Annotated in this window: 26 protein-coding genes; 11 read left to right on the plus strand and 15 right to left on the minus strand. The window is 65.6% G+C overall.

The features are described 5' to 3' along the window. Positions 1-42: 42 nt before the first annotated feature. From U9J23_RS12485 to U9J23_RS12510, 6 genes are read right to left on the minus strand one after another with little or no spacing between them, the layout of a single operon-like run. Positions 43-795, minus strand: a complete 753-nt coding sequence (locus U9J23_RS12485) for an SDR family NAD(P)-dependent oxidoreductase (protein WP_145708904.1) — start codon at positions 793-795, stop codon at positions 43-45. A 9-nt stretch (positions 796-804) separates the two neighbouring features. After that, positions 805-1,299 carry an aromatic-ring-hydroxylating dioxygenase subunit beta gene (locus U9J23_RS12490; protein WP_145708903.1) on the minus strand — a complete coding sequence of 165 codons (495 nt, stop codon included), beginning with the start codon at positions 1,297-1,299 and terminating at the stop codon, positions 805-807. Then, a complete protein-coding gene (locus U9J23_RS12495) occupies positions 1,292-2,572 on the minus strand; it encodes an aromatic ring-hydroxylating oxygenase subunit alpha (RefSeq protein ID WP_024100997.1) in 1,281 nt (426 codons plus the stop codon). Before U9J23_RS12495 ends, U9J23_RS12490 begins: the two co-directional genes overlap by 8 nt. Positions 2,573-2,613: 41 nt before the next feature. Then, positions 2,614-3,111 carry a nuclear transport factor 2 family protein gene (locus U9J23_RS12500; RefSeq protein WP_064255639.1) on the minus strand — a complete coding sequence of 166 codons (498 nt, stop codon included), beginning with the start codon at positions 3,109-3,111 and terminating at the stop codon, positions 2,614-2,616. A 2-nt stretch (positions 3,112-3,113) separates the two neighbouring features. Next, positions 3,114-3,473 (minus strand): hypothetical protein, encoded by a 360-nt coding sequence (locus U9J23_RS12505; RefSeq protein WP_006552110.1) that lies wholly within the window; start codon positions 3,471-3,473, stop codon positions 3,114-3,116. A 56-nt stretch (positions 3,474-3,529) separates the two neighbouring features. After that, on the minus strand, positions 3,530-4,702 hold the full coding sequence (locus U9J23_RS12510; RefSeq protein ID WP_024100999.1) for an acyl-CoA dehydrogenase family protein: 1,173 nt from the start codon (positions 4,700-4,702) through the stop codon (positions 3,530-3,532). A gap of 163 nt (positions 4,703-4,865) precedes the next feature. On the opposite strand from U9J23_RS12510, the gene U9J23_RS12515 reads away from it, so the two are divergent. Continuing rightward, a complete protein-coding gene (locus U9J23_RS12515) occupies positions 4,866-6,356 on the plus strand; it encodes a PAS domain S-box protein (RefSeq protein WP_024101000.1) in 1,491 nt (496 codons plus the stop codon). Between the two features lie 44 nt (positions 6,357-6,400). Here the strand turns inward: U9J23_RS12515 and U9J23_RS12520 are convergent, their stop codons facing one another. Further along, positions 6,401-6,877: a VOC family protein gene (locus U9J23_RS12520; protein WP_222430829.1), complete on the minus strand. Its 477-nt coding sequence runs from the start codon at positions 6,875-6,877 to the stop codon at positions 6,401-6,403. A gap of 109 nt (positions 6,878-6,986) precedes the next feature. Continuing rightward, on the minus strand, positions 6,987-7,298 hold the full coding sequence (locus tag U9J23_RS12525; RefSeq protein WP_059384445.1) for a hypothetical protein: 312 nt from the start codon (positions 7,296-7,298) through the stop codon (positions 6,987-6,989). 376 nt (positions 7,299-7,674) lie between these two features. On the opposite strand from U9J23_RS12525, the gene eat reads away from it, so the two are divergent. Then, positions 7,675-9,129, plus strand: coding sequence for an ethanolamine permease (eat, locus tag U9J23_RS12530; protein WP_059384446.1), 1,455 nt, complete (start codon positions 7,675-7,677; stop codon positions 9,127-9,129). A 30-nt stretch (positions 9,130-9,159) separates the two neighbouring features. Here eat and U9J23_RS12535 read toward each other — a convergent pair whose 3' ends face one another. After that, positions 9,160-10,056 carry a sucrase ferredoxin gene (locus U9J23_RS12535; protein WP_095092030.1) on the minus strand — a complete coding sequence of 299 codons (897 nt, stop codon included), beginning with the start codon at positions 10,054-10,056 and terminating at the stop codon, positions 9,160-9,162. 9 nt (positions 10,057-10,065) lie between these two features. Next, positions 10,066-11,421, minus strand: coding sequence for a cupin domain-containing protein (locus U9J23_RS12540; protein WP_272267447.1), 1,356 nt, complete (start codon positions 11,419-11,421; stop codon positions 10,066-10,068). Positions 11,422-11,712: 291 nt separating this feature from the next. Between U9J23_RS12540 and U9J23_RS12545 the strand changes: the two genes are divergently transcribed. Then, on the plus strand, positions 11,713-11,964 hold the full coding sequence (locus U9J23_RS12545; RefSeq protein ID WP_272267448.1) for a DUF6480 family protein: 252 nt from the start codon (positions 11,713-11,715) through the stop codon (positions 11,962-11,964). Between the two features lie 113 nt (positions 11,965-12,077). Here U9J23_RS12545 and U9J23_RS12550 read toward each other — a convergent pair whose 3' ends face one another. Beyond that, the gene (locus tag U9J23_RS12550; protein ID WP_143533474.1) at positions 12,078-12,392 is read right to left on the minus strand and encodes a hypothetical protein; all 315 of its coding nucleotides are present in this window, start codon (positions 12,390-12,392) and stop codon (positions 12,078-12,080) included. Positions 12,393-12,532: 140 nt separating this feature from the next. On the opposite strand from U9J23_RS12550, the gene U9J23_RS12555 reads away from it, so the two are divergent. The 3 genes from U9J23_RS12555 to U9J23_RS12565 are packed head-to-tail and all read left to right on the plus strand — an operon-like array spanning position 12,533 to position 15,089. Further along, positions 12,533-12,829, plus strand: coding sequence for an HpcH/HpaI aldolase/citrate lyase family protein (locus U9J23_RS12555; RefSeq protein WP_229579244.1), 297 nt, complete (start codon positions 12,533-12,535; stop codon positions 12,827-12,829). Next, positions 12,826-13,662, plus strand: coding sequence for a cyclase family protein (locus tag U9J23_RS12560; RefSeq protein WP_085470824.1), 837 nt, complete (start codon positions 12,826-12,828; stop codon positions 13,660-13,662). Before U9J23_RS12555 ends, U9J23_RS12560 begins: the two co-directional genes overlap by 4 nt. After that, positions 13,659-15,089 (plus strand): MmgE/PrpD family protein, encoded by a 1,431-nt coding sequence (locus tag U9J23_RS12565; RefSeq protein WP_272267451.1) that lies wholly within the window; start codon positions 13,659-13,661, stop codon positions 15,087-15,089. Before U9J23_RS12560 ends, U9J23_RS12565 begins: the two co-directional genes overlap by 4 nt. Positions 15,090-15,236: 147 nt before the next feature. Here the strand turns inward: U9J23_RS12565 and U9J23_RS12570 are convergent, their stop codons facing one another. Then, the gene (locus tag U9J23_RS12570) at positions 15,237-16,895 is read right to left on the minus strand and encodes a class I adenylate-forming enzyme family protein (protein WP_272267452.1); all 1,659 of its coding nucleotides are present in this window, start codon (positions 16,893-16,895) and stop codon (positions 15,237-15,239) included. A gap of 8 nt (positions 16,896-16,903) precedes the next feature. Further along, entirely contained in the window at positions 16,904-17,878 is a 975-nt protein-coding gene (locus U9J23_RS12575; protein WP_024101012.1) for a cyclase family protein, read from the minus strand. Between the two features lie 197 nt (positions 17,879-18,075). Here U9J23_RS12575 and U9J23_RS12580 point away from each other — a divergent pair, with 197 nt between their 5' ends. Both U9J23_RS12580 and U9J23_RS12585 read left to right on the plus strand, forming a co-directional pair. Further along, the gene (locus U9J23_RS12580; RefSeq protein WP_326598132.1) at positions 18,076-18,999 is read left to right on the plus strand and encodes a helix-turn-helix domain-containing protein; all 924 of its coding nucleotides are present in this window, start codon (positions 18,076-18,078) and stop codon (positions 18,997-18,999) included. Between the two features lie 57 nt (positions 19,000-19,056). Next, positions 19,057-20,310, plus strand: a complete 1,254-nt coding sequence (locus U9J23_RS12585; protein ID WP_272267454.1) for an acyl-CoA dehydrogenase family protein — start codon at positions 19,057-19,059, stop codon at positions 20,308-20,310. A gap of 9 nt (positions 20,311-20,319) precedes the next feature. Here U9J23_RS12585 and U9J23_RS12590 read toward each other — a convergent pair whose 3' ends face one another. Next, positions 20,320-20,943, minus strand: coding sequence for an alpha/beta fold hydrolase (locus U9J23_RS12590; protein ID WP_272267456.1), 624 nt, complete (start codon positions 20,941-20,943; stop codon positions 20,320-20,322). Positions 20,944-21,023: 80 nt separating this feature from the next. Between U9J23_RS12590 and U9J23_RS12595 the strand changes: the two genes are divergently transcribed. The 3 genes from U9J23_RS12595 to U9J23_RS12605 all read left to right on the plus strand — a co-directional run bounded on the left by U9J23_RS12595 (position 21,024) and on the right by U9J23_RS12605 (position 23,013). Next, positions 21,024-21,620 carry a hypothetical protein gene (locus tag U9J23_RS12595; protein ID WP_272267458.1) on the plus strand — a complete coding sequence of 199 codons (597 nt, stop codon included), beginning with the start codon at positions 21,024-21,026 and terminating at the stop codon, positions 21,618-21,620. 147 nt (positions 21,621-21,767) lie between these two features. Continuing rightward, positions 21,768-22,208, plus strand: a complete 441-nt coding sequence (locus U9J23_RS12600; RefSeq protein WP_272267460.1) for a VOC family protein — start codon at positions 21,768-21,770, stop codon at positions 22,206-22,208. 73 nt (positions 22,209-22,281) lie between these two features. Beyond that, positions 22,282-23,013 carry a DJ-1/PfpI family protein gene (locus tag U9J23_RS12605; protein ID WP_272267462.1) on the plus strand — a complete coding sequence of 244 codons (732 nt, stop codon included), beginning with the start codon at positions 22,282-22,284 and terminating at the stop codon, positions 23,011-23,013. A 13-nt stretch (positions 23,014-23,026) separates the two neighbouring features. Here the strand turns inward: U9J23_RS12605 and U9J23_RS12610 are convergent, their stop codons facing one another. Continuing rightward, on the minus strand, positions 23,027-24,094 hold the full coding sequence (locus U9J23_RS12610; protein ID WP_272267464.1) for a hypothetical protein: 1,068 nt from the start codon (positions 24,092-24,094) through the stop codon (positions 23,027-23,029). Positions 24,095-24,584 lie beyond the last annotated feature (490 nt).

The following is a 24,584-nucleotide window of genomic DNA, read 5'->3' on the forward strand; positions in this document are numbered from 1 at the left end:
TCCTCGTGTAGCGACGGGTGCGGGCCGATAGGGATGGAACGCTCAGCGCAGGTACAGGCCGCCGTTGATGTCCCAGCAGGCACCGGTGACGAAGAAAGCGTCGTCGGAGATCAACAGCGCGACGGTGTCAGCGACGAACGATGCACTGCCGAGTCGCCCGACCGGAATGCCGGCAACGATGCCGTCGAGTTTGTCGGCCGGAACCGTCTTGCGGACGACCGGCAGATCGTGTGGGCCCGGGGAGATCGCGTTGACCGTCACGCCTCGCGCGGCGAGTTCTCGCGCGAAGATCTTGGTGGCGGTCAGGATCGCGCCCTTCGACGCCGCGTAGTGCCCGCCGGTGGCGGTGCCGCCGTTCTGGCCCGCGAGCGAAGCCATGTTGACGATGCGACCGAATCCCTTGTCGGCCATCGCCGCTCCGAACACCTGACAGCCGAAGAAGACGCTGTTGACGTTCGTGGTGAGCACGTCCGTGAACTCGTCTTCACCGAGTGTCATCAGGTCGGCCGCGCGGGTGACCGCTGCGTTGTTGACGACGATGGTGGGCGTGCCCCACAGGTCTTCACAGACTGCGAGGCCTTCCTCGAAGGCCGCCTTGCGGCCGACGTCCAACTTGATGCCGCGGGCTGTGGACCCGTCGGGGGACAGTTCCGCCGCGAGGGCGTCGACCGCGGCGGTGTCGAGGTCGGCGAGGAGCACCCGCCGGCCGTCGGTATGCAGTTTACGGGCGATGGCGGTGCCCATTCCGCCGGCGGCTCCGGTGACGACCGCGATACGCGGGGCATGAGGATTCATGGTGGCCTCTCAGAGCAGATAACCGGACGCACTGACCGCGTCCTCACTGTCGATCAGACGGACCACCTTGAGCGCGATCTTGTCGTCGCCCTCGTCGTCGAACACGATCGTGTGCGTCAGATCCGCGCCGAGGGTCAAGAACTCGTTGCGTTTGAAGGCATTGACGATCTGCGCCGAGCGGAGGGTGACCGAGGTATCGGTGCGCTCCTGCACGGTGAAGCGGGAGATCACGCGGACGGTGCGTGCTGCGGCGACCGCGGACGGCGAGTAACCCTGGAGCATGCGTTGGACGCGCAGTCGGCGCATCCGTGCATCGTCGTAGACCATGTTGAGCGAGGACGCGAAGTCATCCGTGTCCGGGTCGATGGGGATCACGTAGATGCCATCATCGGTGTACATCTGTTCCCAGGACTTGTAGTCCTTCGCGTCGAGGGCTTCGGCCTCCTTCCACACCAGTTCTATGGCACGCAACACGCGGGGATCGGTCAGGCTCAGGTCAGTCATCGCTCATCAGCTTCTTCCACATTGCGTAGGCCTCGCGCATTCCTGTCTCGTCGGTGACATGTGAAGTGGGCCAACCTTCTTCGGTGAGGTATTCGCGCCCCTCGCCGCGGTTGACGAGGATGGGCATGTCGGGATTGCCACCGGCGCCGATCTGGACCCGGGTCCAACCCTCCGCATCGTCGGGGCTGCCGAAGCCGAACGGGCCCTGGAAGTGCTCGTGAATACGCAGACGCTCCCGGTTGACGGATTCAGGGCCGCCGTCCATGCCGATGGCCATGTGCCAGATCTCGGTCTCGTCGACGGAGATGGGAATCAAGACCCGGAAGAACGACGAGGACATCGCCACATTCGGAAAAGTGTTGAGGTTGAACCCGCAGCCGTGCATCGAGCGCATGTAGCGACGGATCCGCTCCGGACTCTCCCCGGCCTCGGTGAGTTCGTCGACGAGATGCTGGAAGCGCGGCTGGATTTCCTCGGTGCCGTCGTCGATATCGAGGTCGACGTGGGCAGCGGCCATGATCGCGACGCTGTGTCCGTTGCCGAGCGAATGTGTCTCGGCGGCCGGATCGTCCATGAACGACATCATGTCGGCGGTTTCCGCGTCGACGGAGGCCATCCATGACTTGTGCACCATCGGGAAGTGGTAGCCGTCCGTGGTGTTCTCCAGTTGGATCTTCCAGTTGCCTTTGAAGCGGAACTTGTGGACGCCGAGCACCTTGGTCGGCAGTCCGTTGCTCTGCTTGAAGAAACGCTCCATCCAGAGCTTGGCGTCACCGAGGAAATCCTCGAGGGGTTCGGCGTCCTGGTTGAAGGTCGCCCAGATCATGCCCAGGTAGCTCTCGGTGCGCAGCGTCTGGAGGGGGAAGTCCTTCTTGTCGATGACTCCCTCGTAGCCGTCCGGATAGGGGATACCGCGCAATCGACCGTCGAGAGCGTAGGACCAGTTGTGGTACGGGCACGTGAAGCCGTTGGCCTTGCCGCTGCGCTGGTCGCAGACGGTCGCGCCGCGGTGCCGGCAGCGGTTCAGGAGAGTGTTGAAGTTTCCCTTGCGGTCACGAGTGACGATCACCGGCTGATCCCCGACCTGAGTGGTCTTGAACGAACCGGGCTCGGGGATCTCGCTCTCGTGCGCGACCCACACCCACGTGCGGTAGAAGATCTTCTCCATCTCGACACGGAAGATCTCCGGGTCCGTGTAGAGCCGTCCGGCGACCCGATCGGTGCCGACGAGATCCCCGTAATTGTTCTGGATCGAATGTTCGATCGTCGTCATGTGTTTGCTTCCTTCGAACTCGTCACGTGCGGGTATCCGCATCAGTGCAGATGACTCATCGCGTCGATGGGCAGGGGTGCCGCGAACATGCGCTGGGTGCGGAATCGGTGTATGCGGGCCGTGATGTCCGCCGAGCGGGTGATCTCGAAATCGATCTCGAGTCGGGCACACAGCAGTTCGGCCGTGCCGTCCGTGTACAGCGACAGTTGTTGCATGATCCATCGACCGTGAGCAGTGTCGCGCTCGGCCCGGATCCGTTCGCTGCCGAGCAGATGCGTGTTGCGAACGAAATGTTCGGCTGGTGGAAGATATCGAGAGACCAGAGCGACGATGTCCTCGCGCCCGTGAGCGATCCCGAACTTGTCTGTGTACTCCGATCCGATGCCTTCCCAAGTCGCATCGCCGGTGAACAGCGAGCCGATCTGTTCGGGATGCTCCAGGGAACCGGGGACGTCGCACAGGTCCATGTAGCGCATCAGGCATGACCGGGCGGCGTCCTTGACTTCGAGCGCGGAAAGTCGGTCCGACATGTCGGTCACGTCTACACGTCCACGTCGTCCCGAATGGTCAGCTCACGACCCATACGAGCTTCGATCTTGAAATACCTCCACAATGCAAACTCACCGATCATGGTGGTGCGTAACAGGTTGCACGCGTTCTTCACTGTCTCCTGGTCTTTGACGTCCGCGAGGACGTAGCACGTCCACGGCCACCCATCGGACGGTCCGACCATGTGGGCGTCGTCGTCGAAGGTGCCGATGATGTCGACGCCGTCCATGCGCTTGAGATCGGAGAGCATAGTGGAGATGCCGACCCAGACCGGGCCGATCTCCGCCTTGGGGAGATCGAAGAAGTTCTGGTTGTTGCCGATGCAGAACAAGGTGCGCAATGGTTCGGGCACGACAGGTGTCCTTTCGGTCGGGTGAGCCTTGCGGGCTCGCACGGTCGGAGAGGCGATCAGGGGAAGCTGGGGATACCGGAGTCGAGACCGAGCAGAATCGAACCGGCGGCCTCGAACGTGTTGGTCTGCAACATGGCGTGCTGGGCAGGAACGAGCGCATCCTGCAGATATCGCTGGAGAGGATGACTGTCGTAGATCGCGCCGGTGCCGGCGAGATCGAAGGCCGACAGCACCACGGTGCGACCGACATGCGCGGCATGTGTCGCTGCCAAGCGGAGCATCGCCCTGTGTTCGTCGGAGATCGGATCGCCCGCAAGCGCAAGACTCCACACTTCGTCGGTGACCTCGTAGAAGAATGCACGTGCCGACCGCAGATCGGCCTCGGCCCTGGCCAGACCGATCTTGTAGGCGGGACGGTTGCCCTTGGCGGCACCGCCGGTGATGCTGGAGCGCGCTGCACCGACCTCCTGCACGTAGTCGAGGGCACCGCGCGCTGCTCCGAGCGTGACCACCGCGAGCACCTGCGCGGCGTAGGGAAGCATCGGATAGCGGGTGATCGGTTCGTCGACTTTCGGTGCGCCGCCGCGGACGAAGGTCATCTCCTCGGGCACGAAGAGTTGGTCAGCGCGTATCGAGTGGGAGCCGGTGGCTGCCATGCCCGCCACGTCCCAGTTCTCGACGATCTCGACGTCCGCTGGATTCACCAGCGCGGTGAGAGGCATGCCGTTGGTGTCCGGGCCGCCGGCGAGACCGATCCCGAGGATGTCGGCGCCTCGGCAGCCGCTCGCGAACTGCCACAGCCCGCTGCACAGATAGCCACCGTCGACCTTCTCGGCTTCCTGCATGGGGAACAAGCCGCCGGCGTAGGCGATGTCGGGGCCGTCGGCGTAAATCTTCGCCTGGGTCGCGACCGGGAGAGCGGAGAAGTACACCAGCGACGATCCGAAGCTGGCGACCCAGCCCGTGGCCGGATCGATCGCAGAGATCCGTTCGACGAGGTGCATGAAGGACGACGGCGCCATCGGTTCGCCACCGAACTGTGCCGGCGTGGATGCCCGGTACAGTCCGGCCCGTTTGAGCAATGCGATGTAGTCGGGGGGTACGAAGCGTTGCTGGTCGAACTCGTCGCGCCGGTCGCGGAGCACTTCGAGCGCGTGCTCGAACGCGCGATCCCGCGCCGGACCCGCCGGCGCTGCCTCGATCCGTTCGGTCGTGCTGGGGATGGTCATGCCGTCTCCGTTTCGGTACGTGTTCGCGCTGATGAACACGCTATGGACGAGCCGGTTACGGCGGTATCGGGACTTTCTCCCGAGGCCATAAAGTAATTCCCAATGGCGGTGACGACGTTGCGCGTCGGACGATGGACCGTCCTGCTCCCGGAGGTGTTGATCGATGTTCCCTACCCGACGTGACTTCCAGGCGATGGCGGAGCGAACGCAGACCGGCATCCTGATCCACGAGGCTGCGTCGAAGAACATCCTGTGGGCCAATCCCGCTGCGTGCCGGATGTTCGGTTTCACGCTCGAGGAGTTGCGGCCGCTCAAAGCGCACCACATGAGCAGTCAGGAACGTCAGTATCGCCGGGCACTGGGAGTGGCGTGGCTGCAGTCCGCGGTCGTACATGGATCGAGTCGGCGGCAGTGGAAATATCGAACCAAGGACGGAGTGGACTTCCTCACCGACGCCAACGCGTCCCTGGTGCAGTTCCAGGACGGTCCGGTGGTGATGGTCGAGTTCCGCAACATTTCCGAGGAGGTGGAGATCCAGCAGGAACTCAGCTGGGTGTCGCAGTCGTTGCAGCGGATCATGACGCACACCTCGGCCGGCATCCTGGTGCTCGACGACGGCAACTGCATCGACGACATCTCACCACTCGCGGCGCGGTTGTTCGGCTCGACCACCGAACGGTTGATGGGGGCCCACCTCGAGGACCTGGGTCGATGCGATCCGTCGCTGGATTCCGAGCAGGTGGTGTCGAAGCTGGCGTCGGGCACCGGATCGGTGAAGATCCGGCAGAAGATCGAGAGGCCGGACGGCCGCGTCACCTGGCTCGCCGGTGAGCTCGAGGACGTGGTGCACGACGGCATGGTCTCGCGGGTGCTCGTGATCCGGGACGTGACCGACCGCGTCGAGTTGGAGCAGCGCCACGAATACCAGGTAGCGAACCTGCAGTATCTGAGCCGCTACAACGCGATGGGTGACATGGCGATGATCCTGGCCCATGAACTCGGGCAACCGCTGGCGGCGTCGTCGAACTACCTGCGTGGTCTCCAAAGGCGCGTTGCCGGTGGCACTCTCGACCGCGATCAACTCTCCTACGGTCTGGACATGGCGGAGAAGCAGTTGAGCCGTGCTGCGGAAATCGTGGCGTCGGTCAAACGGTATGTGCGGCGCATCGAATCGACGTCGTCGGCCATCGATCTCAACGACGTGATGGAGGAGAGCCTGTATTTCGTTCGGTTGCGCGCGGCTGAACGGGGCGTGCGGGTGGTGGTCGATCGGACCGTCGAGAGCTTGCCTGTGCAGGGGGAGAGCGTGTTGATCGGTCAGGTCATCATCAATCTGTGCTTCAACGCGATCGACGAGATCGTCCTGCCCACAACGGAGACGAAGGAATTGAGGGTCACGACCTGCCGCGATGGGGACTGGGCATGCATCCGGGTGGCCGACGAGGGCCGAGGCATGGAACGAGCCCCGCGAAATCAACTCGTCTCAGGGGCGTTCTCCGCGAAGCAGGACGGCTCCGGGCTCGGCTTGATCGTGTCGGAGCACATCGTCGAGCGTCACGGCGGCGACATCGAGTTCTCTCCGAACGAGCCGCAGGGAACCGAGGTTCGTCTGCGGCTTCCGATCGCCGGTGGCACGCGGTTGGTAGGTGTGTAGCGCCGTTCCTCGATCGCGACAAGCACCGGTTTGCCACGCGTTCTTCAGTCCAGACAGAACTCGTTGCCTTCGATGTCCTGCATGACGATGCAGGACTCGTCGACGCCATCGGCGTGCAGAACCTTCACCTGCGCAGCGCCGAGCGCCACCAGTCGGTCGGACTCCGCTTGTAGAGCAGACAGTCGCTCGTCACCCTCCAAGTCTGTGCCGACGCGCACATCGAGATGCACCCGATTCTTCACAACCTTCTCCTCGGATACCCGCTGGAAGTGCAACCGCGGACCGGCGCCGGTCGGATCGGCGCACACGAACGCGCGGCCCTGCGACTCTGCGGGCAGGCTTGCGTCGTAGTCGGTCCATGGCGCGAACCCGTCGGGTGGCGTGGGCACCTCGTAGCCGAGAACCTCGCACCAGAAATACGCGAGTCGCTCGGGTTCGACGGAATCGAAGGTGACCTGTACCTGCCTGACCGACGCCATGCGGGTCACCCTAGGGAGCAGCATCGGACCGAGCAACCGCATTCTCGGACGCGAAATCGCACTCGGTCGTCGAATCCGAAGGGTGATGGTGAGCCTCGGTTGTCACCATCACGGGTGTGGACACCGGAAACCGACGTACGTCTTTGCAGTCTCAGCGCTCGTTCACCGGGTAGGCGAGGGTCTCGCGAGTCAGATGGAACAAGCCGGGCAGCAAGAGCGCAACAACTACTACCACGACCACCTTGTCCATGGTCGGCAGGAGCATGATCGCCAGACTCGGAGCTCCGACGACCAGCCCGACGACCGCAACATTTCGGCCGGTTTTCAACCGGGTACGCCCCGTGGCCGAGAGCGGGCCCTCGGATCGGCGCACGACACTTCGATGAGCCCGGTACACCACCGAGGCGCCCCATCCGAACGCGGCCGCAGCCACGATCGACACCGCCAGCAGCAGCGCAGTCACTTCGAATCCTCCACGTGTCGTCGGTTGGTAGGGAACCGCCCGCAGGCTACCCACTGCAGTTCGGGTATTCGCGGTTGGACCGTCCGAGGCGCTGACGACACGGCCGGGATCCGTGCGAGCGGATCGACCCATTCCATTACAGGCCCGCAACGGAGCTGCAACAGTCCTTTCCGATACTCGAGAAACGAACAGACACCCTGTTCGCCCGGGAGGATGCTGGATCATCCGAGTTACACGGCTGCACTACATCTCGTTGCGCGATCCTCCACGAGCCCCCGGGGGGGGAGCTCATGAACACCGGCAGCGGCTCGCGTGACGTTCCACCACCTCGGCAGCGTGACGCCGCCGTACGAACCGATCGCCTCAGGGAGACGGAATGTCAGTCGTAGAACCATCGAAGAGTTCGAGGACCCGTAAGCACCATGACGGCGCCGACTTCCACGCTGAGAAGAGCGAATACCTCGAAAAACGTTCACTTCGTAGAGGAACCGCAGGGTGGGTGCTCCTTGCGGGACTCGGTGTCAGTTACGTCATCTCCGGTGACTACGCGGGATGGAACAACGGACTCGCCGAAGGTGGATTCGGCGGCCTGCTGATCGCAGGCGTGGTCATCGCGGGCATGTACTTCGCGATGGTGCTCGGAATGGCGGAATTGTCGTCGGCCCTTCCGGCCGCAGGGGGCGGATACACCTTCGCTCGCCGGGCGCTCGGACCATGGGGTGGATTCGCGACCGGCACGGCCATTCTCATCGAGTACGCTATCGCACCTGCGGCCATCGCGACGTTCATCGGCAGTTATGTCGAATCGTTGAACATCTTCGGGATCACCGACGGATGGTGGATCTACCTCGCTGTCTATGCCATTTTCATCGGCATCCACCTCACCGGTGCGGGCGAAGCGCTCAAGGCGATGTTCGTCATCACCGCCATCGCACTCGTCGGAGTCGTGATCTTCGCAATCTCCGCGGTGGGACTGTTCGAGTCCGACAATCTCACGGACATCACGCCGACCGATGCCGTCGGTGCCTCGGGCTTCCTGCCGTTCGGCTACTTCGGTATCTGGGCCGCAGTTCCGTTCGCGATCTGGTTCTTCCTGGCGATCGAGGGCGTTCCTCTCGCTGCGGAGGAAGCGCGCGAGCCGGAGAAGAACGTGCCCCGCGGCATCATCTCCAGCATGCTGGTGCTCCTGGTGACCGGAGCGACCGTGCTGTTCCTGGCGACCGGTGCGTTGGGTGCCGAGGGATTGTCGACCTCGGGCAACCCCCTCGTCGAGGCGCTGGGCGACGGGACCTCGGCCAAGGTCGTCAACTACATCGGGCTCGCCGGGCTGATCGCCAGCTTCTTCTCCATCATGTACGCGTATTCGCGGCAGACCTTCGCGTTGTCCCGCGCCGGCTACCTGCCGACGAGCCTGTCGGTGACGAATTCGCGCAAGGCCCCCATACTCGCGTTGATCGTGCCCGGCGTGATCGGCTTCGTCCTGTCGCTGACCGGTGAGGGCGCGATGCTCCTCAACATGGCGGTCTTCGGTGCCGCCGTCAGCTACGTGCTCATGATGGTCAGCCACATCGTGCTGCGCGTGCGTGAGCCCGAGATGCCGCGTCCGTACCGCACGCCCGGTGGTGTCGTCACGACATCGTTCGCGTTGGTGATCGCTGCCGCCGCTGTGGTGGCGACCTTCCTCGTCGATCCCGTCGCGGCTCTGTGGACGTTCGCCGCGTTTGCGGCATTCATGGCCTACTTCGGTCTCTACAGCCGTCACCACCTCGTCGCGAACTCCCCGGACGAGGAGTTCGCGGCCCTCGCGAAGGCAGAGGAAGAGCTGGGGTGACGATCTGAAGCCGTCCGCGCGGCCGTGTGCTCACAGCGTGCGGACCGAGGTGGGTTCATAGACCATGACCGAAGCCGTCGGCGCTCCACGGCAGGTCAATCGGCACGGGGGAGTGCGATGGGCCCGCAGTTCGACGTCGACACGCTCCGGGTGTGGTGCACGACCGGCGAGCCGGATCCGCCAGAGATCACCCTCGCGGACACTCTCGGCGACCGTGTAATCACTGCGCCCGGCCGGACCGAAGCGTCGGAGCGTGGCAGCGAGCGCGGCCTGCTGAGGCGGAGACATGTCGGTGTAGCCGCGTAGATGGTGGTGGTGGATCCGGTCGAAGAAGTGTTCTTCGATCGTGAGGACGGACGATGCGGCGTCGAGACCGCCGTAGTAGACACCGTCGGGTACGACGACGACGTTGGCGGCGAACCGGTCTCCGCCTACGTGCGAGCATTCCCACACCTGGTCGGGCCAGCGCTCGGCCAGGGCGCGCGCGACCGGCCGTCCACGCACGGCGCAGCACGGATCGTGGTGACCGTGAGCGCAGACCAGGAGGATGGAGGGGCCGCCGAGGTCGCCGGGAGTCTCGAGGGCGGTGACGATCTGTGTCAGATCCTCCTCGCGATCCCACGTTCCCCATTGCTGACGCACCGTGCCCGAGGTCTCGCGGCGGAGCACCGCCCAATGGTCGTGTCCTCCGCGGCGACGACGGCCCGGGCGCTTGACCAGCAGTATGCGTGCGCGGGCCGCCTGCGCGGCGGAGAACACGGCCGTCTTGGTCGCGGCGTCGAGATCGAGCCCCTCGAACCCGTTCACCGGCCATCTGCCCCGGTATTCGACGAGGACCCAGACGAATCCGCGCGGGGCCGTGCCGGCCATCGGATCACCCCGCAGGCGGGCACTGTCTGCGCAGAAGAAGCGTTCGGCTGAGGCCACAGTGCACCGTCACTGTTCCGCGGGGACGAGGATCCCTGCGCGCAACAGCCGTTCGACCAGGTCGGTCCCGAGAGTTTTCGTCGGGTGGGATCCGCCGTCGAGCAGGCGCGTGACAGACGGCAGTTCCTCGTCCGCCACGGCGACACGGCCGACACGCGTGACCAGGTGTGAACCTTCCAGGCGCGCATACAGTGCGCTGCGGAGTTTCACCGTGGTGTCGGGGCCGAGATAGTGGACGGCGGCGAATTGGGCGAGCGGCCCCAGCGGTGCCGGACGGGCCTGCTCCCGCCGGGCACGACGGAACATGGAGGTGACGTCCGCCTCGGCCAGTGCGGCGATGAGATGCTCACGGACAGAAGCGATCTCGGCTTCCGGGTCATCGATTCCCATGGGCAGCGCGCCGCGCATCTCGGGATCGTCGCCGAGCGTAGCGAGCGCTGCTCGGGTCAGATGCTCGGCAAGTGCATGGCGCGTCCACGTATGGATGCCGACGGTGAGGTGGATGGAGATTTCCCCTCGGGCCTCGGCGGCATGGATCCAACCGCGCGGCAGATAGAGGCAGTCGCCGGGTTCGAGCACCGTGTCGATGCACGCCGGCTCCGCCGCGGCTCGGGCGACAGCGGCGCGGTGATCGGTCCAGGGTTGATTGCGCAGCGGCGCCGGGTGGACGGGCTCGTGGATCACCCACCTCTTGGTTCCCTCGATCTGCACGACGAAGACGTCGTGGACGTCGTAGTGGTGGCGGAACCCTTGGTTCCGAGGTGGTGTGATGTACGCGTTGACCTGGACGGGATGTCCGAGTTCGTCGCTCAGAGCGGTGCCGAACTGCGAGATCGGTTCCCATGTGCGGTGCAGTGCCTGCAGGACGAGGGTGGCGCCGTCGGCGAGGTTGCGCCAGAGCATCGTGTCGTCGAGTTGGTCGGAGATGGTCGCTCCGACCCCGCCGGGGGAGGTGAACGACGAGTCCGGCAGTGTCGTCCCGTCCTTGGCGACGCGAAGGAAGGGCGTGCGGAGTCCTCGGCGCGAGATGAGTTCGTCGACCGCCTCGGCGGAGAACAGGTCGGTGAATGTGCCGGTGCGACGCGTCAGCAGTGGTGCACGTCCCCAGATTTCGGACGCGAACTTCTCCCGACCGATGTCGATCAGGCGTGTTTCCAGGACTCCGGCGTCCGCTTCGACGCCGGAGTCCTGGATGCGATATGAGGAGTCCTCACCCTCAACTGCCTCCGTCGGCTCCGCCATCGGCACCTCCATCAGCCCCGCCGTCGGCTCCACCATCGGCGCCGCCGTCGCCACCGCTGTCGGCACCTCCGTCGGCACCTCCGTCGGCGCCGCCATCGTGAACGCCCGGGACGCCGACTGCACCGCCGTCCGCCGGGCCTTCCTGGCCTTCGTCCTTGTTCGGATCCTGCTGTGGGTCGGTCATGATTCCTCCCGAGGTCAAAAGGCTTGGGAGCAGCGGTGTTACCGGCTCCCGGAGCCTGCAGCGGTGTATTGTTCGGCCGTTGTCAGCTTATCCCGGCGTATCGGCGGCCACGTCGATTCCGGGATCATCGAACCGTTGTCCCAGTCGTTGTACCCCGCGCACTCGCAGGTGCGGCGCTGCGAAGAAGAAAAGTCGAGGCGTTGCTCGTCGATAATCGGGTACAGGAGAGTATGGCTGACGAGAATCCCGACGCGTCCAAGTTCGACCCGCAGAACCCTGATCCCGCGAACACTCCTGGTCTCGAACCCGGAGGCGGGATGGCGCCCGGAGATACTCCGCCCGCCGAGACTGCTGTGGGCGGTCCGCAACACGAACCGCCGCAGCGCCGCAGTGCCGGGGCCCTCATCGCCATCGCGATCGTGGTGATCGTGGTCCTGGTGGTGGCTGTCGGTCTGATCATCCGAGCAGTCGGGCTGTTCTGAGCGCGCGACGAAATGAAGGTGAAGAGGTAACGGAAAAGCGAACTGCCTCGCGGTAGTAGAGAGGGGCGTGGACCGGTCGCACCACGCCACGAAGGCGATATGACGCCGCCGTATCAGTCGCCTCGATGCGACGGCGGGTTCGGCGCAACCCATGTTCCGAGCCAGACCGTCTTCACGTTGGCCAGCATCCGTCTCGACTCGGCTTCGGACGGCCTGAGTGATCGGTCCTTGAAGAAGGCCATGACGATCATGTCGGTCAGGGTCGTGACGAGGCCTTCGTGGTCGTCCGACAGCGGAGTGATCTCCCCGGCGTCGGCGTCCCTACTCATCTGCGCGGCCAGTCGGCCGTTGAGATCGGTGACCAGCGCTGTCCACCGCGCGCTGAGCTTGTCGTCGTAGTTGACCGCCTGCAGGCCGGCGACCATCACGCGGTCGCGCTCGACCCAGGCGCGATAGGACGTGCCGAAGAGCCGGTCGAAATAGTCGGCGTGGGACTCGCCGGCGCTGGATCGTCACAGCCGCACGCGCAGCGGGACTGTCGTCGCCGATCCAGAGTGTCTGGACCGCCGTGAGCGACCTGGACGGGCTCGCGGAATCGTCCCGAGCCGGCCGCATCCAAGGATTCTTCGGACGCTCCGTCGTCCACCCGAAGCAGATCGACATTGTCAACGAGGCCTACACGCCCTCGGCCGAGGAACGAGAGCGCGCGCAGCGCATCGTCGACGACGCGTCCGCGTCCTCGGCAGCGGGGGAGTCCGCGGTTCTCGACGAGAACGGCAGATTCATCGACCCGGCGGTCGTTGCGAATGCTCGCGTCGTACTCGACCGGGCCCAGGCCATCACAGTACGAGGAGCCACATCATGACCGAACAAACCATCGCCGGTCCCGACGCACTGCTGAATGCGGTCGTCGACACCGACGTCGACATCGTCGAGCTGGGACATCCCCACACGACCGGTATGCCTTGCTCACCGAACCACCCCGGATTCCGGATGACGCTCATCCGCCGGCACGGCGACATGGTGCGACCCGACGGCGGATCGGCATCGAACGAGATCATCGTGACCGGCGGACACGTCGGCACCCACGTCGACGCGCTCTCCCACGTCAGCCACGAGGGCAAGCTGCACGGCGGCATCGACGCCGAGGAAGCCCAGCGCGGTGGAAAATTCTCCCAGCTCGGCGCGGAGTCCATTCCCTTCATGCTTCGCCGTGGACTGCTCCTCGATGTCGCACGGGTCCGCGGCGTCGACTCCCTCGACGCGGGGCAGGCGGTCACCGAACAGGACCTGCGCGACGCGGCCGACGCCGCCGGTGTGACACCGCGCCGCGGTGATGTCGTGCTGATCCGTACGGGATGGGCCCGGTACTTCGACGATCCGCAACGCTATCTCGGCCAGCAGGACGGTGTTCCGGGCGCCGATGTCGGTGCGGGCCGGTGGCTCGCGGCCAGCGGCATCGCGGCCGCCGGCGCAGACACGACCGCCTTCGAACACATCCCGGCGGGCAAGGGGCACAGTGTTCTTCCGGTTCACCGAGTGCTGCTGGTGGAGAACGGAATCCACATCATCGAGCACCTCGACCTCGAGGATGCAAGCGCCCGCGGCCTGACCGAATTCACGTTCGTCATGGCACCGCTGCGCATCACCGGCGGCACCGGTTCGCCCGTGCGCCCCGTCGCGGTGGTGGCTTCGTGACCAGCACCGAGACCCGACATGACCTGACCGGAACGGTCGTCGGCCGGCTCGCCGCCCTCGCCGCCGAGATCCGCACCACGGGACTGCCCGCAGAACTGCGCAAGGACGTCGCGCGCCGGGTGCTCGACCTGCTCGGAAACTCCCTCGCGGCGCACGACCAGCCGTCCGCTCGCGCCGTCACGGAGGTGGCACGCAACTGGTCGGGCGCAGCCGCGGCCACCGGCATCGGCACCGGAGAGCGGTTCCCGGCGGCCACCGCCGCGCTCGTCAACGGAACACTCGCCCATTCGATGGATTCCGACGACACCCATCTGCCGTCGGTGCTGCACCCGTCCGCTTCGGTGATCCCGGCGGCGCTCGCCGTCGGTGAAGCAGTGGGAGGCTCCGGTGCAGCCGTTCTCGACGCTGCGGGTGTGGGTATCGAGATCGTGGTCCGCCTGGGAATGGGCGGCTACGACGAGGAACTCGGCAACTCCGAATTCTTCGAACGTGGCCAGCACGCAACTTCCATCTGCGGTGCCGTCGGTTCGGCTGCCGCCGCAGCGGTGCTCTACGGACTCGAGGCCGAAGGCATCGCGGACGCCATGGGCATCGCCGCGAGCTTCGGTGCCGGATTGCTCGAAGCCAACCGCACCGGCGGCACGGTCAAGCGGACGCACTGCGGATGGGCCGCACATTCCGGTGTCACCTCGGCAGAATTCGCTCGCGCCGGGCTCACCGGACCGCCGACCGTGATCGAAGGACGCTTCGGATTCCTGCACGCGTTCTGCGGCGATCGGGCCGACACCGCGAAGGTGCTGGACGGACTGGGCGAGCACTGGGAACTGCCGGGCATCTTCTTCAAGCCCTACCCGTGCAACCACTTCACCCACGCCGGCATCGACGCCGCGCGGGCGCTCGTCCGCGACGGTCTGGACCCGGCCGACATCGTGGAGATCCAACTCGGCGTACCGAAGCCGGTACTGCGCACGATCGCCGAGCCCCCGGCGTCGAAGGCTGCTCCCGAATCCGGTTACCACGCGGCCTTCTCGGGCCCGTTCACCGTCGCACGGGCACTGCTCGGTGGCTCGGGACTCGGTGTGGGGCATGCCGATTTCACCGACGCTGCCGCGAAGGATCCGCGCACACTCGAACTCGCGCGGCTGGTCACGAGTTACAGCGACGACCGCTGCGACGAGATCTACCCCCACCAGTTCCCGGCGGTCCTCCGGGTACGTACCCGGGACGGTTCCTGGCACGAAGCTCGCGTCGACCACAACCGAGGTGGTCCGGCGAACCCGCTCTCCGACGACGAGCTCACGATGAAGTTCGATCTCAACGTCGAAGGACGGTTGTCACCGGAGAGTGCCGCAGAGGTCGCGGGAACCGCGCTCGCACTTCCTGCCGCCGAGTCACTCGATGCCCTGATGGCGACCGTGCGCGGTTGATCCGCGCACTGTGCGGGTCGTGATGGTGTGCCGTCCGGTCGCACGCGAGAAGGCGGGTCTTCTCCGGTAGCTCTGTACCGAAGAAGACCCGCCTTCGTCGCAGCGCCTACGGAGTGCGCATGCGGGCGAGAAACTCTGCGACCATCGTCAGGACTGGGTCGCCGTTCGTAGCTCGCGGCGCAGCAGTTTGCCCGTCGCCGTCTTGGGGATGTCGGAGATGATCTCGACGAAGCGTGGGCACTTGTAGGCCGCCAGTCGCTTCTTCGTGAACGCGATCAGCTCATCGGGCGTGACCGTGGCTCCGGGGCGGAGGCTGACGAAAGCTTTGACAGTCTCCCCTCGGTACTCGTCGGGTACACCCACCACCGCTGCTTCGCGAACGGCGTCGTGTTCGTAGAGCACGTCCTCGACCTCGCGAGGCCAGACCTTGTAGCCACTGGCGTTGATCTGGTCCTTCTTGCGGTCGATGATGTAGAACCAGCCGTCGCTGTCCATGTAGCCGACATCGCCGGTGTGCAGCACGCCGTTCGGGATCGAGTTCGCCGTGGCCTCGGGGTTGTTCCAGTACCCCGCCACCACCTGCGGTCCCGCCGTCACGAGCTCCCCGACCTCGCCCGGGGGAAGATCGTTGCCGTTGTCGTCGACGATCCGCACGACGGTGTCGTAGACCGGCACGCCCACGGAGGTCGCTCCGGTCAGCTCGTCGACCGGAGCCCGCCTGCCGAGCGGCACCCCGTGTGACGGGGAGGTCGTCTCGGTGAGGCCGTAGATGTTGTGGATGTAGTGACCGAACCTCTCCTCGAACGCCGCGATGGTGCTCGGCGGGATCGGCGCGCCACCCGAATAGATCTTGGTCAGGCTCGCCAGGGCCTCCTTGCTCGCGTTCGGAGCGTTCATCAACGCGATGAACACCGTGATCGACCCCACGGTGAACGTGGCGCGTTGCTTCTCGATGGTGTCGATGGTGTCGGCCGCATCCATGCGGTACATCAGCACCAGCGGTGCACCGGTCAGCAGCGACAGGGCGATGTGGCCGACGAGCCCGGTGATGTGGAACAGCGGTGCGACGCCGAGGACGACGTCGTCTGGACCGATGTCGATCCAGTCCCGGTAGGTCTGCGCGTTGAACGCCACGTTGCGGTGGGTGGTCATCGCGCCCTTCGGTGGGCCGGTGGTCCCGGAGGTGTACGTCAGGAAAGCGACCGTGTCGGGGCCGATCTCAGCAGGCGGCACGGTCCGGCCACGGAAGGCCATGAGCATCTCCGTCATGTCCGTGGTGCCCGCGCACTCGATGCGTTCGACACCGCCGAGGGTGCCGCTGTTCGCACTCTGGTACTCGAGTTCCGACGTCGTGATCACGGTGCGCACGGCGGTCGACTCGACGACCTTCGCTGCTACATCGGTGTAGAGGGATTGCAGCGCGACCAGGACCGTGGCACCGGAGTCGCGCAGGATCTCCTCGAGTTCGCGTTCGCGGTACATCGGATTGGCGGACACGGCGATGCCGCCGGCCTTCCACGTTCCGAGTTGGGCGATGACGAACTGGGGCACGTTCTGTGCATAGATCGCGACCCGTTCACCCGGCCGGAACCCTGCGTCGAGGATTCCGGCGGCGAATGCGTCGCTCAGTTCGTCGAGTTCACCTGCGGTGATCCGGCCGTCGAAGTAGCGGATGATGTCGGCGTCCGGATCGCGTTCGACGGTCGCCCGGAACATCGCCAGCGCGTCGTCGAATTCGATCGTGCGTGGTTGCCGCTGCGCAGCGTCGTACTGCGACAACCACACCTTGTCGTCATAGATGGTCATGGTTCGCCTCAGCGGATGACGATGGGATTCACCGGGGCGCCGGTGCCGTTGACGATCTTCAGCGGGGCGGCGGTGTAGAGGAAACTCCAGCGGCCGTCCGCGGCGCAGGCGTCGGCGAGGTCGTCGAGCCAGGCGATCTCCGTCAGCGTGACACCGAGATTGCGCATCAGGGCGCAGTGCAACGGCAGCGCGACGCCGCTCTGCGGGTCGTAGGTCACCTCGTTGGCGATCGTGTCGGTCACCAGGTTCGGAATCTCCTTGTCCTGGAACCACTCGACGAGCTCGGGCGAATAGGTGAGGCCGGGCTCGCAGAATCCGTCGTAGAACTGTTCGGGGTTGTTCAACTCGTACCAGTACTTGAGCCACCCGGTGCGGATGATCAGGATGTCGTGCGGCTCGATGGTCACGCCCTGGGCGGTCGCAGCTTCCTCGAGATCGCGGTGGTCGAACGTTTCACCCTTGTCGAGATAGGGCTTCCCGCGATGGCGGGCCATGTCGATGAGGACGCCGCGGCCGACGATGCCCTTCTCTGCGATCGGGAGGACGGAGGCCTTGTCCATTCCTCCGACGGTGCTGCGGGCGTCGTACCCGTTCCAGAGTTTGCCGTCGTACCAGACGTGTCCGAGTGCGTCGTACTGGGTCGATCCCTGGAGAAAGACCAAGGCGGTGTCGTCGGCGTAGTGCAGGCCGCCCGGGAAGGCCGGAGCCCCGTCGCCGTCCCAGGAACTCTCATCGAGCACGTTCTGCCGCTTGATCCCCTCACGACCCGGCCACAGCGGGTCGCCGGGGCTCTCGGCGCGTCCCATGTGGATCTGGAGCGTGAAGGTCTCGCCCGACTTGACGTGCTGGACGCCGCGCAGAACCTCCGCTGCGTCGAGGTAGTTCAGTGCACCCAGCTCGTCGTCGGGTCCCCACTTGCCCCAATTGCTCGGCGCGTTCTCTCCGAGCAGTTCGCGCATTGCGGGAGCGTCGACCTCGGTCATGTTGTCCTCCATCGGGTAAACAGCGGAAGCGAGCACACGCTCGGTGTCCACTATGGTGCACGTCACACCTGTCGACGTCAACGGTTCGATATTCTCGCGAAAATCCCTGCGAGACAGCCGTGCAAGTGGATACGCTGCCCGGAACGGTCGAGGGCCGGATGGTCAGTGTTCAGCTATTTCAAACACAGGAGTTGTCGGTGAGTGCGGTTTCGGTCGACAGGTCGGCGTCGGTCGGGGCCGGTTTGCGCCAGGTACGGATCGCGCGCGGCATGACGCTGCGAGGCCTGGCCCGGTGCATCGACGTCAGCCCGGCCACCCTGAGCCAGATCGAGAACGACAAGACCGGACTGACCGTCGATCGCTTGAACCGCATCGCCGATGCACTCGGGGTGAGGCCGGCGGAGATCCTCGAAGCCGGTCGGGCGGCGCTCACGGCACCCGCAGAGGAACCGGAAACCCTCGTTGCGACCCGGTCCGACCCACCCGGGCAGGTCGAAGCGTGTCGGCAGTGGCGGGAGTACGAACCGTTGTCGCTGGCACCCGTGCTCCAGGCCGCGCTCGAGGAGATCCTCGCCGTGGGGTATCACGGCACGAGCATGCGCGAGATCTCCAAGCGATGCGGCCTGTCGGTTCCCGGGATATACAACTACTTCACCAGCAAGCAGGACATCCTGATGACGATCTATCAGGCGACGATGGACGATCTGGAGCAGCGCACACGCGGCGCACTCGCCGAAGGGGCCGGCCGGGATCCCGTCACGGTCTTCACGTTGCTGATCGAGAACCTGGCGCTGTACCACACGCACCGCCGCGAACTCGGGTTCATCGGTGCCAGTGAGATGCGTTCTCTCACAACGGAGAACCGGCGGATCATCGCTAACAAGAGGAACTGGCAGCAGGCGGTCGTCGACGAGAAGGTGCTGGCCGCCGTGCGCGCCGGATCGTTCCGGGTCCGAAACCCCGAAGACGCCGCTCGCGCCGTGGTCTCGATGTGTACCGCTCTCCCCACCTGGTGGCGACCGGGCGGGCGGATGAGCCCGGAAGAAGTCGCGAACCTCTACGTGGAGTACGCCCTCGATCTCATGCAGTACCGAGGCACAGACCTCGACCGCGGTCCCTGACCGAACCTCGACCCCATGTCACGACGTCCCCGACCGAACCTTCGAGGGAGAAACCGTATGACCGACGTAGCCAACAGCATGCTCACCGCGCAGACGAACACCGGATCACTGGATCTTCGACCGTCTCCCAGGGCGCTCGAACTCGAACAGGCGCTCGTGGAGTTCATGCACAGCCACGTGTTCCCCGCCGAACACGAATACGAGGCCTACCGGCGCAACGTCGGTCCCGACGACCACACCGTCCCACCCGTCATCGAGACCCTCAAGCAGGAGGCCCGCAAGCGCGGTCTGTGGAATCTGTTCCTCCCCTCCGAATCCGGTATCGGGCAGCTCGACTACGCCGGGCTCGCCGAGATCACCGGCTGGAGCCTGCATCTCGCGCCGGAAGCCACCAACGGGCAGGCTCCCGATACCGGCAACATGGAACTGCTCCACCTGTTCGGCACCGATGACCAGAAGAAGCGGTGGCTCGATCCTCTACTGAACGGGGAGATCCGGTCCGCCTTCTCGATGACCGAGATCGCCGTGGCCAGCTCCGACGCCACCAACATCGAGACCAGGATCGAGCGCGACGGCGACAGCTACATCATCAACGGTCGCAAGTGGTGGACCAGCGGCGCCGCGGATCCTCGCTGCAAGTTGCTGATCGTCATGGGCAAGACCGACCCCGCCGCCGACACCCACCGTCAGCAGTCCATGATCCTGGTGCCGATCGACACTCCGGGTGTCACGATCGTCCGCGACCTGCCGGTGTTCGGACGACACGACCAGCACGGTCACTGCGAAGTCGTCTACGACGACGTCCGCGTGCCCGCCGAGAACCTCCTCGGGGAGGAAGGTGGTGGATTCGCCATGGCGCAGGCACGTCTCGGCCCCGGCCGCATCCACCACTGCATGCGCGCACTCGGTGCCGCCGAACGGGCCCTGGCGCTGATGACCACGCGCGCGCAAGGGCGTGTCGCCTTCGGCAAGACACTGGCCGAGCAGGGTGTCGTGCAGCATCAGATCGCCGAATCGCGCGTCGCGATCGAACAGGCCCGGCTGCTGTGTCGTCTTGCGGCCAAGACCATCGACGAACACGGCAACAAGGCCGCCGCCCCGTACGTGTCCGCCGCGAAGGTCGCAGTGCCGCGCATGACCCTCGAGGTCATCGACCGGGCGATCCAGGTGCACGGCGGAGCGGGTATGAGCGACGACGTTCCCTTGGCCGCGATGTACGGCTGGCACCGCGCCATGCGTATCTACGACGGCCCGGACGAAGTGCACCTGCGCACGATCGCCAAGAACGAACTGCGCAAGTACCCGAAGTGACCGCGTTCCTCATGCGAGGGGTGACTCGACCGAGCGTAGGAAGCGGCGCAACTCGCGGGTGACGTCGTTCGGGGCCTCGACGGTGCTGACGTGACCGGGTCCGGCGAGTACGACAAGTTCCGACCCGGGCACTTCGCGGTGGATGTCCTCACCGAGGGAGACGGGAGCGCGTACATCGCGGTCGGAGTACACCAGGAGCGTCGGAACATCGACCTCGGCCAGGACATACCGCTGGTCGGCGTAGCTGGCGCGCGCCATCGCCCGGAAGCCGTCGGGATGGAACGCGCGGACGCTGTCGAGGAACGGCGCCACGAGTCGACTGTCTGCGGAGTCGGAGAACATCGACGGCGCCATCGTGGCAACGAACTCGTCGGGATGCAGCCGTGATGCCTCCAGCGATCGGGTCAGCCTCTGCTCCGACTCCTCGAGGCCGAGCGATCCGAGCCATCCGGCATACCCGCCCACCAGGGTGAGCGACGAGATGAGCCTGCGGTGCCGGTGGAACACTAGGGCCTCGATCTGGTGACCCCACGTCGAGCGGGCATCACCGACGAAGCCGTGCGCCAGGACTACCGCCGGCCCGGTCCCAGTGCGTTCGAAAGCGATGTCGAGCCCACACACGTCGACGTGCACGGTCCGATCGTAAGCCGGGCACCGTAGGCCGATCACGACCGTGCGTCGGACTTTCCCTCCACTCGACATACTGTCTGCCTATGGCCGCCGGTTTCGATTTCTCCTGGGCTCAATTCCTGTGGATCGTGCTCATCCTCGTGGGCGTGCCGACCCTGATCGGCGTGAGCATGGTGTGGGTTGCCTGGCAGCGGGAGCGTGCCGGTGGCCGGAGACCGTCGAGCGACCACGAGCAGACCGGTGATCGACTCGTGGGTCTCGGCCGGCGCGGCCTGTGGGCGACCGGTGCAACCGCATTCGCACTCGGATTCTTGTCCTGCGCGGGATGGTTGACTTGGTCGGCCGAGTACGACGGCGAGTTCCGAGGTCCCGGCCTGCCCGCACCGAACGAGTTCCCCACCTGGCAGGTGATCGCCTGTGGAGTGACCGTCGTGCTGGCGTGCTTCCTTTCCGCTCGTCGATCCCGCTGGGTGGTGAGCGGCGGACTGGCCGCCGCAATCGGCACGGCGGCAGGGTTCACCACCGCATTCAGCGTGGTTGCCAGTACCGACGACACCGGCCAGGCGGGAGTGGGTGTGATGCTGTCGGAGATCGGATGGGGCATCGGACTGTGCCTGCTGATGCTCGTCAGGGCCGCTCGGATCAGAGGTGCGCGTCGCAGAGTGGTGGGAAGGTCGTAGCTCATCGATGCGGTGGTGGGGAACGATCGGCGTCGAACCGCTTCGCGTGCGCTGTCGAGGTCGCGCCGAGTCCGCGCAATGTCGAGATCCGCGCACCGGCTCCGTCCCAGTAGCAAACGGACGAGACAATATCGAAGGATGGATCCCATGGCACACGTACGACGTTTCGATCATGTCGGCCTGACCGTCTCGGACCTCGACGTCGCGACGGCGTTCTTCGTGGGCCTCGGCTTCGAGGTCGAAGGCACCGGCGCTGTGCAGGGCGACTTTCCCGCGACCGTCTGCGGCCTTCCCGGCACGCACTGCGACATCGTGATGCTCCGACCCCCGGACGGAGGAGCTCGGCTCGAACTCTCGAGGTTCATCGCACCCGACCACCTTCCCGGCTCGCCGACGGCGATGCCCAACGAGCTCGGGATCCGCAATGTGTCCTTCGAGGTCGGCGACCTCCACGCTGCCGTCGAGGCTGTCGCCGAGCGGGGATACGGCCTCGTCGGGGGCATCGGTGAGTACGAGAACAGTGTGCGAATGGCGTACGTACGGGGACCCGACGGGATCATCGTCTCGCTGTTCGAGCAGCTCGTTTGACACTCGTCCCCACCCGCGGAGATCGACACCGAAGGTCTGAGTACATGCGTGCGCAGACTGCTAGGGTGCCGGGGTGCAGATCGCTATCGTCGTCTTCCCGGGTCTGACCGCACTGGATGTCGTCGGACCGTACGAAGTGCTCCGGTATCTCCCCGAGGCGGACGTGCGCTTCGTCTGGCACGAGACCGGACCGGTCGTCACCGACAGCGGGATGCTCGCGCTCGGGGCGACGCACACTTTCGACGAGACGCCGTCCCCGGACATCGTGCTCGTACCCGGATCGGGGACAGCCATCGCCGTCGCCGCCGAGGACGAACTCCTCCGCAAATGGCTGCGCAGCGCACACCGGACCTCGACGTGGACCGTCTCCGTATGCGGCGGGGCGCTGGTTCTCGCCGCGGCGGGACTCCTCGAGGGCAGGCGCGCGGCGTCGCACTGGCAAGCGCTGACGGCGCTGCGCGCCTTCGGTGCCGTGCCGTGCGGTGACGAACGGGTGGTCTTCGACGGCAAAGTCGTCACCTGCGCCGGCGTCTCCGCCGGAATCGACCTGGCACTGTCGCTCGCGGCCCGGATCGCGGGGGAGGAACGCGCGAAGGCGATCCAGCTGATGATCGAGTACGACCCCGCCCCGCCGTTCGACAGCGGTCACACCAGTTCGGCGTCGCGGCATACGAAAGTGCTGGCCAACGCACTTCTCACCCGCGACGCCGTTCGCGTTTCCACTATGACTGCGGCAAGTCATTTGGCGTGGTCGACGGTGATCGACGGAGTGCGCGCTCGCCGATCGCGGACACGCGCTCGATGATCGGCCGGTCGGTTCAGCTCGTCCCGGCCGTTCTCGCTGCATCCAGTTCGGCGCGGAGAGAGGCCGATTCGGTTCTCAGCGTCAGATTCTCCGACTGAAGCGTCTTCGTCTCGTCGCGCAAGGCGATGATCTCCTCGCGCAGTGCCGACAGTTCGGCCCGGAGTTCGTCGCCGCGTGCTCGCGCCGCGGTCTCCGCTGCCTGGGCCGTCGCGGCGGTGATGCGGGATTCCTCGAGTCGGCTCCGTAGCTCGGAGGTGCGGTCGCGCTCGGTGGTGAGCTCGGTGTCGAGGCGCTCGCGGGTTGCGACCTCCCGGTCGAGTGCGGCCTGCAGGCGCGCGATCTCGGCTCGCAGGTCGGTGATCTCGACGGTCGCGCGCTCACGCTGGGTTGCTGCGTCGTCGAGTTCGCGTCGCTGTGCGGTGAGGGACTCGTCCTGCTGGACGATCGTCGCACGCAGGTCGCCGACTACCCGTGTGTGCTCGGCGGTCGCGGCCTCGAACTCGTCCTTCCACCGCTGCAGTGTTGCGGCGTGCTCGTCCTTCAGGCGCGTCAACTCGGCGTGATGCGCCTCGTCGAGTCGGCGCACCTGTTCGGTGTGTGCGGTGCGAGCGTCGGCGAGTTCGGCGTCGACGGCGGCCACTGCCGCGTCGGCGTTGTCGCGGTCCTCGAGTGCCTGGGCGAGCTGTTCGCGTAGCCGGACGATCTTCGCGTCGGCGTCGGCTTTGACCTTCGCGAGTTCGGCGGCGGACCGCGTCATCTGCGCCTCGAGAGCCTCGGCGTCGGTGAGCTTGTCGACCGCGGTGGTGATCCGTTCGGCGATCGCCGAGTACTGCTCGACGCTGTTGGTGGCGAGGGCACGTAGGGCAGTGGTGGCGGCCGTGAGCGCGGAGACCGCATCGTCCGGGCTCTCGACGACCGCCGGGGCCGTGCCGGCGGCTTCTTTCTTGGCGCGTTCGCGTTCGCGATAGGCGCGCACACGGTCGGCTGCCGTGGCGTACTTCCGAGGGCGTCCCACCCGGGGTTTGCTCGCGTCGTCCTCGTCGGTGGTCGCTTCGGGGGTGGGGGAGTGTGCGTCGGTCATGGAGGTCCTCGTCGTGGCGCGTCGAAATCCCGGGTCGCAGGTATCGTACCGCATTCAGTTACGTAATTAAGCAACAGTAATGTAATGAAACGAAACGATATGAAACGCTGTGAACTGGGTAAGAACCGCACGATGGGTCGTTTCGTAACGAAGGTCGCAGTAGAAACAACTCGATCTCATCCGTGATCGAGTGTGCGTACTGATCGTCATAATCCCCACTTATGACGATCATGTGCCGACACGGGTCGAAAACTGTGCACCCCTCCGATCCGGGGATCGGGGAGCCGGCAGAAAAGTGGGACCCTCGGCTCCGGCGCCGGTCGTCAGGTGCGCGGAACGCGAGTCGTCCACTGTGTGCCCGGGCCTGCGGAGGCGATGAAAGGCATTGCAGCGCTGGAATTCTGCGCTCGGTCGAGCGTGCATGTCGAGGAAGGAGGGATAGTCGAACGGGCTCTGCATACGAAGGGTGATCTCAGGTGCAGGACAAAGG

It is taken from the genome of Rhodococcus sp. PD04 (assembly GCF_035918275.1).
Classification (GTDB): Bacteria; Actinomycetota; Actinomycetes; order Mycobacteriales; family Mycobacteriaceae; genus Rhodococcus; species Rhodococcus rhodochrous.